This is a genomic window from Gordonia sp. VNK21 (genome assembly GCF_046098115.1).
Classification (GTDB): Bacteria; Actinomycetota; Actinomycetes; order Mycobacteriales; family Mycobacteriaceae; genus Gordonia.
Window position 1 is genome coordinate 115,296 of sequence record NZ_JBJURU010000010.1, and the last position, 1,132, is coordinate 116,427.

1 protein-coding gene and 1 pseudogene are annotated in these 1,132 nt (G+C 69.0%); both read right to left on the reverse strand.

Annotation, left to right across the window (positions count from 1 at the left end; translation table 11 throughout):
* Positions 1-194: 194 nt before the first annotated feature.
* Positions 195-911 carry a 50S ribosomal protein L1 gene (gene rplA / locus ACJMNC_RS12460; RefSeq protein ID WP_408948281.1) on the reverse strand — a complete coding sequence of 239 codons (717 nt, stop codon included), beginning with the start codon at positions 909-911 and terminating at the stop codon, positions 195-197.
* Between the two features lie 132 nt (positions 912-1,043).
* Positions 1,044-1,132, reverse strand: a pseudogene (locus ACJMNC_RS12465) (50S ribosomal protein L11); the annotation flags it as partial.

Here is a 1,132-nt window from a genome sequence, read left to right on the forward strand (position 1 = left end):
CCCGCCGTTCTAGTTGAAGGCGCAGCTGTTCCGGCGGTTGGACGTGGCGGGCCGCCGCTGCTGATCTTGCGTCCACGAGGCTCCATGGGCATGCCGCTAGCGCGGGCCGCGCCGCCGGGCGAGGCGAACGGCGACCGACGACGATGCGCAGCGCCCCCGGCCACGAGGTGGCCGGGGGCGCTGCGACGGGGAACTCAGGCCTGCGGGGCCTCGGCGAAGTTCCGGCTGACGGCCGGATCAACCGGGACGCCCGGACCGGTCTGGCTCGAGACGGTGACCTTCTTCAGGTACCGGCCCTTGGCGGCCGACGGCTTGGCGCGCATGATCTCGTCGTAGGCGGCACCGTAGTTCTCCGCGAGGGCCTTGGTGTCGAACGACGCCTTGCCGATCACGAAGTGCAGGTTGGCGGCCTTGTCGACGCGGAAGTTGATCTTGCCGCCCTTGATGTCGTTGATCGCCTTGGTCACGTCGGTGGTGACGGTACCGGTCTTCGGGTTCGGCATCAGGCCGCGCGGACCCAGGACGCGGGCGATCCGGCCCACCTTGGCCATCTGGTCCGGGGTGGCGATCGCGGCGTCGAAATCGAGCCAGCCGCCCTGGATCTTCTCGATCAGGTCCTCGGCTCCCACCTCGTCCGCACCGGCGGCCGTTGCCTCGGTGGCCTTGTCTCCGGCGGCGAACACGATCACGCGGGCGGTCTTACCGGTGCCGTGCGGCAGGTTGACGGTGCCGCGCACCATCTGGTCGGCCTTGCGCGGGTCCACGCCCAGGCGGACGGCGACCTCGATGGTGGCGTCGGTGTTCTTCGAGGAGGTCTCCTTGGCGAGCTCCACAGCCTCCAGCGGGCTGTACAGCTTGTCCCGATCGATCTTCTCAGCGGCGGCCTGGTAGGCCTTGCTCTTCTTGCTCATCTGCTCTGTTCCTTCTTCTCGGCCGGTGGCCGGGAGTGAGTGGTTAGTGGGCCGAGCGCGGCCCTCCCACGGGGTTTCGACTGGCTTAGCCGGTCGAGGAGGTCCTCATCCGGCGGGGCCGCTGACCGGTGGTCAGCCGTCGACGGGGATTCCCATCGAACGCGCGGTGCCGGCGATGATCTTCGCGGCGGCGTCGATGTCGTTGGCGTTCAGGTCTTCCT

Bases quoted from the DNA above. Each gene is read 5' to 3' on its own strand.
- rplA (WP_408948281.1), bottom strand. From the start codon at position 911: ATGAGCAAGAAGAGCAAGGCCTACCAGGCCGCCGCTGAGAAGATCGAT.